General features: G+C 60.3%; 1 protein-coding gene. It reads right to left on the reverse strand.

Annotation, left to right across the window (positions count from 1 at the left end; genetic code table 11):
* Positions 1 to 6,098: hemagglutinin repeat-containing protein (locus KQH55_RS15850; protein ID WP_235091641.1), on the reverse strand; the 6,098-nt coding region annotated here is incomplete at both ends.

Here is a 6,098-nt window from a genome sequence, read left to right on the forward strand (position 1 = left end):
CGATGAGGTCGCTGCCTTTCACGTGCAACTCGTTGCCCGCCTCGATCGTCACGCTGTCCTTGACCGAACCGACCACGCTGCCGTGATGCGTGAGCGACGAGGATTGCGCCTGGTCCGATTGCGCGCGCGAGCCAATCGTCACGGCCAGTCCGTCTCCGGATAGCAGGCCCGATTCCTTCTTGTCGTAGTAGGTCGACGACTGTACCCTGTCCTGCGAGGTCGTCATGTTGACATCGCGGCCCGCCTGCAACTTCACATCATTCGTGCCGACCACATGGCTGCCCGTGATATTGATGTCCCGGCCACTTGCCACCGTCACGCCGTCGGCTGAAATCGTGCTGCCTTGACTGTAGACCGCCGTCCGATCAATACCGCTCGCGGCCTGGGATCCGCTCACGACATTGCTGTGGCTATGCGTCTCGTGCGAATTCAACACGTGCGTTTTAGTCACCGCGCCCACGTTCACGTCTGCGGCCGCCAGCAGGTTCGCACGGCCCTTGTCCAGACTGATCGCACTGCCGCTGACCGTGATGTCCTGACCCGACACGATATTGACGGTATTGCCGCCCTTGAGTGTCGTACCCGTGAGTGTCTGATTCAACGTATGCAGCGTCTCCGCATAGCTGCCATGACTGTCGCTGCCCGAACTGTTACTGTTCGTGGTCGTTGTCGCGCTCGCCGAGCCGAGTGACACGTCCCCCTTGGCGACAAGGTTGCCGCCTTGCCCGAGGTCGATCTGCGCACCCTTCGCCGTGAGGTCGCCGCCAACGTTGATATTGGACATACCGCCGACCTTGAGTGAGCTGCCGACAATACGATTGATGTCCGTGTTCGATACACCATTCGCACGCTGTACGATTTTGTGCTCGCCGATCTGCTGCGCGCCGAGCGTCCAGTGACCGCCGATGTCGGTACTGAGATCGCCGCCAACCACAAGATTGCCCGCATGCTGCTGGACGTCCCCACCAGTCACGATGCTCGCGTCACCCGCCACCTCCAATTTCGCGGTCGGTCCCAGCCTCGTCGTGACACGCGTCGCGCCGTCACGGCTCACCTGGTGCGTCGTCTTCGTCGCGGTATCAAGAACCAGATCTTTCCCCGCATCCAGTTGCAGGCTGCCGGCCTTCACGTTGGCCGACGTCAGGTCGATCTTGCCCTCGGTCGTGAGCGACATCAAGTCGCCGCTTTGCAGCACGCCAAACGCGTTGTCGATTTGCTTGCCCTGAATGGCGAGCGTATGCTCTGCCTTGACGGTGCCGCTGTTCGTGAACGACTGCACATTTTGCAGATCGATATTTGTCGCGGTAATCAGCGGGCCGTCCATGTTTTGCTGGCTAGCCTTCGCCAGATACACGACCGGCACTAAAACCGACTGACCGTCGACCACGCGCGTCTCCATCATCACCACGTTGCCCGTCAGCTTCGACACCTGTTCGGCTGACAAGCTCACGCCAATCGGCAAATCAAGCGACTTGGACAACTCGGCACCGGCGGCCATCAGGGATTGGTACATTGACTGCACATTCGTGTGCGGACCGAGCACCGCCTTGCCCGTGAGCGCCGTAACCTGATTGCGCACCAGTTGCTGTTCGTAGAACCCATCGCCGAGACGTTTCGCGAGGGGCGTCAGATCGACGCCGATCTGCTTGAAGAAGTAATCGCTCGAAATGAAATGCTTGTGGTTCGTGAACGCGGGGTTCGTCTCGATCACATAGCTTGGGTTTGGTGCGGGATTCGGTCTGAACAACCCGCCTTGCGGAATCGTCAAGTTGTTCAGCACGTTTAGCGCCGTGGCACTCGCGATGATTGGATCGACGATCGTCGATACGCTGCCCCGTACTGGCATCCCCGGCAATTCCGTCCCGCTCACATTGCCGTTGAGCGAGCTGATCTCCGGCCCTGACACCGACTGGCCGGGGGGCAGGCCGAGCGACGGAATCGATGGGTTGCTCGTCGGGTTGTTGATGCTCACGCCCGTGCCGGAAATCGTGCCGTTGGCCCCCCAGGTCGCGTCGTAACCCGGCAGCCTGTAATCTTTGATGTCGGCAGGTGCCGCTTGCGTATAGCCTCCCGGACGGCCAGTGACGAACGGCGCATCGCCAAACGGCAACTGCCAGTTGTGTTCACTGTTGTCGTAGTTGTTGTAATGATACTGCCCCGAGTACCTCACTCTGACCATCGGCGCCTGCTGGCCGGTGGCGGCCCAACCATCCATGTCCAGGTGAGTGGGTTGCTGGATATCGCCGGCTGCCGCCACATTGCTCCAATAGTTTTGCAGCAGGCCGACTGCCGACGCGTCGAGGGCTCCACCCGAAATGATTTGTCCGGCTGGGCTGATGTCCGTCACAGTGTTTGCGACCGCCTTGCCCTCGTAGGTCGTGTACTGATATCCGCTGTTCCACTGACCGCCTTGCGGCGGCTCGATGAATGCGCCGCCAATCATGTGCGTCATGTCCGGCCTGGGCATGGGGGGCCAAGGGACATTGTGACCGTAGCAGGCCTCCATATAAATCGCAGTGCAGCCTTGCATGCTGATGTTGTGTCGCGCTAGCAAGGCCGGGTCAACGTTTTCGGTGAAGCCCGAGGTCCTCATCACGCGGCGCGTGTTCAAGACCCTGTCGGCATGCAACTGCATTGGGCCACCGGACTCGATCCGCGCGGACTGGTTGTTGATCAGTGCAGCTCTCGTGTAGTGACCATTGGCATCCTTGCCCCCGGCCAACACGACCTTGCCCATGCCGACGATTCCCGTTTGTGCCATCGTGTCAATGGCCGTCGTGTCGTCGCGGTTCTCGATGTCGCGCGCGAGAATTTCCAGCAGGCCTTGGCTATCCGAGGCGCCCATCAGCGCCGTCGGCCCCAGATTGGACACCGTACCGTGCGCCTGAATCGTCGCACTGCCGCCAACCAGCGTTCCGGTATTGGTCAGATGGCCCGAATGCGTACGGAGCCAATTAACCGCCGAGATCGAACCAGAGTTGACGATATTGCCTGCATTGACGCTCAGATTAGGGACCCATTGCAGGTTCGCGTGGTTCGTGAACGTGCCCGGCAACGTGAAGGTCAAGCCGTGACCGACCTTGAACTGCGTGTCGGAAGCTATCGTGTAATCGCCTTGCAGATGCAACGTTGCATCGTTGGCCGCGCCGTATGTGCCGCCGCCTTGCAGCGTGGCCGCCGCTACCGTCAGGTTGCGCGTCGAGCTAATCAAGCCATCCGTGTTCGTCACTGCGCCAGTCATTGTCACGTCCACGTCGCCGTTAGAGTTGGCGAGATTGCCGATTTTGCCGCCACGATTGTCCAGCGTGGCCCCTTGAACGTGGAGCGTCGCGCCGCTCAGTTGGCCACCTTGCGCGTTGACAATCGACGCCGCACTTACCGTCACATCGCCGTTGCCCGTAATCTTGCCCATGCCGGCAACACCGCCCGCATGACTGTTGACGATTTGGTTTGTACCTTGCACAGTCATGTTGCCCGTGCCGAGATCGTTGATCGAACCGTCAGTATTGTCGATCGACGCGGATTGAATCTCGAGCGTACTCGTATCGCCGGGCGTCGGTTGGCCCGCCTGAATATGGCCGGCCTGGTTCACGAGCGCGCCTTCATTCGTCAATGACAGGGACATGTCCGAGCGCAGCAGTCCTTGCGTATTATTGACATCGCCCTTGATCGTAGCAATGATGCCGCGCTGGGCCGACACGACCCCTTGTACGTTGCTTAGGTCGCCGGCTTCAATAAGCACCTGGCCCGTGCTTTCGATCCGGCCCGATGTGTTGTTCAGCCGGCCTGCGCTGTGACTTGGCGCCACCGTCAGCGTCCCTGTGCCGGCATGCGTAATCGTGCCCCCTGAATTGATCAGCTCAGCGGGAGCGAGCGTTAGCTCATGGCTGTTGGTCTTGAGCGTGCCGTCGTTCGAGTTGTCGATCTTGCCACTTACCTCAACGGTCATCGGCAACGCTTGCCATTGCGTGATTTTGCCGCCGCGGTTCGTAAGGTCCGCCGCCTTCAATGCAAGCTGGTTGGCTTCGATCGTCCCTTCGTCGTTATCCAGCGTTGAATCGACCGTCAGGCTTAAATGGGGTGCGCCGATCGAACCACCGTGATTCGACAGCGTGGTGCTATGAAGGATCGCCGCCCCCGCGCTTGCCTTCAATATGCCGTTGTCGTTCGTCAACGTGCCGCCGAGCGTCGCGGTGAGTCCGGTTTGGCCGACCAGGGATCCCGACGTATTGTTGAAGGTGTTCGTTTGGACGACGATCTGGCCGTTGCTGTCGATCTTACCACTGACGTTCGAAATCGAGCCTGTGCCATTGCCGAGCGTGAGCATGCCGTTGCCTGCGTGATAAAGCGTACCGCCGTTATTAATCAACGCCGCGGGGGCAAGTTTCAGATTCGTGCTGTTGGTCTTGAGCGTGCCGTCGTTCGAGTTGTCGAGCGTGCCGCTAACGTTGACGGCGATCGGATCGGTTCCGGTCTGCGTTATGGAGCCGCCGCGATTGAGCAAGTCGGTCCCGTTCAACGACAACCGATCTGCCTGTACGGTCCCGGAACGATTGTCCAGCGTCGTTCCGTTCAATGTGGCCGCTTGCCCTACGATCGTGCCGCCGGCATTATAAAGACGCGAACCCGCATCGACCGTGACGTTCTGAGCGGCCTTCAGCAGTCCGTTGCCATTGTCAACAAACTGCTGTCCGATCACGCGCAGATTCGCCGTGGTCGACATCGTGCCGTGATTAGCGACAATTCCTCCTTGCACCGTCACGTCGCCGTTGCCACTAATCACACCGCCTTGCTCGCCGTTCGCCGCCGTGCCCGCTGTGTTCGTCAACTGGCCGCTCGTCGTGACGGATAGGCTGTCGCGGTTGAGCGACGTCACCCGACCGCCAGAATTGTCCAGCGATGCGCCGTCAATAGTCATGTGGCTGGCGCTCTCGATGATGCCTTGCTGGTTCAAGATTGCACCGCCGTGCACCTCGACCGTACTTTGCGACAGCAGCTCGCCGCTCTGATTGGCAACTTGTCCGCCTGTCTTTACTAATAGCGGACCTTGCGCCGAGACTTTGCCGCTTTGGTTCGACACGCTGCCGCCCATCAGCGTCATGTCCGCGTCACTCGACAGCTTGCCGTGATCGTTAATTAATGCGCCCGATGCGGTCGCCTTGATCCCGCCTTGCACGCTCGCTGTCGCGGCCGATAGATCTAAGTCGCCCGCGTTGGCGTTCAACGTCAGGCCGCCATTTGCGATGGTAAGGCTACCGGCAAGATTCACGTTGCTGCCCGTCAGGGACACGTTGTTGCCCGCCAGGGACACGTCGCTACCCGTCAGAGGCACGTCACTGCTCGTTAGGGGCACGTTGCTGCCTGCGCCGTGCTTGCCGGTCACGCTCAACAGCCCCGTCGCCGTCACTTGCAGGTCGCCGGATTGGCCCATTGAGCCGTCGCCATTCACGCCCGCGCCGAGCGTACCAGTCGAATGGACGCTGCCGGCGTTCACCGTGACATCCTTCTGGGCCGTCAACATTCCGCTGTGGACGAGGTCGGCGCCCGTATTCACAGACAGGTACTGTCGACTATCGATCGTACCGCGATTGTCGATCCCGCCAGCGGCCGACAGCCCGATATTGCCGCTCGCCTGCGTCTTGCCCGTCAACACCAGGCGGCCTTCGCTCGTCAGCGTCAAATCACCGGCCTGCGCGCTAATCGTACCCGCGCTGTGCACTCCCACACCGTGTTCGGTGCCAACCATCACAATCCGATCGGCGTACATACCGCCGAGTTGGCCAACGTCAATCGATACGCTTGGCGCCGGCCCGTCGCCTTGAATGGTCGTGGCCACTAGCGTGTCGTAAGGCACTTGGTTCGCGCCGGTCACCACGTTCAAGTTTTTGGCGTAAATTTCGGTGTTCACCTGCACCGCGCGCGCGATCAGGTCGACTTGATCGATGTTCAACGCATTAAACTTTGCACCATGCACAGTCACCAGCCCACGCGACACATTGAAGCCGGCTAGTGAGCCGTCTGCGCCATAGTACGGTTGTCCGGTCGTTAGCGTCGCCCGGCTCGTGTTAATAAAGCCCCCGCCGTTCACGATAATGCCC

The sequence above is a fragment of the Mycetohabitans sp. B3 genome (genome assembly GCF_021498065.1).
GTDB lineage: Bacteria > Pseudomonadota > Gammaproteobacteria > Burkholderiales > Burkholderiaceae > Mycetohabitans.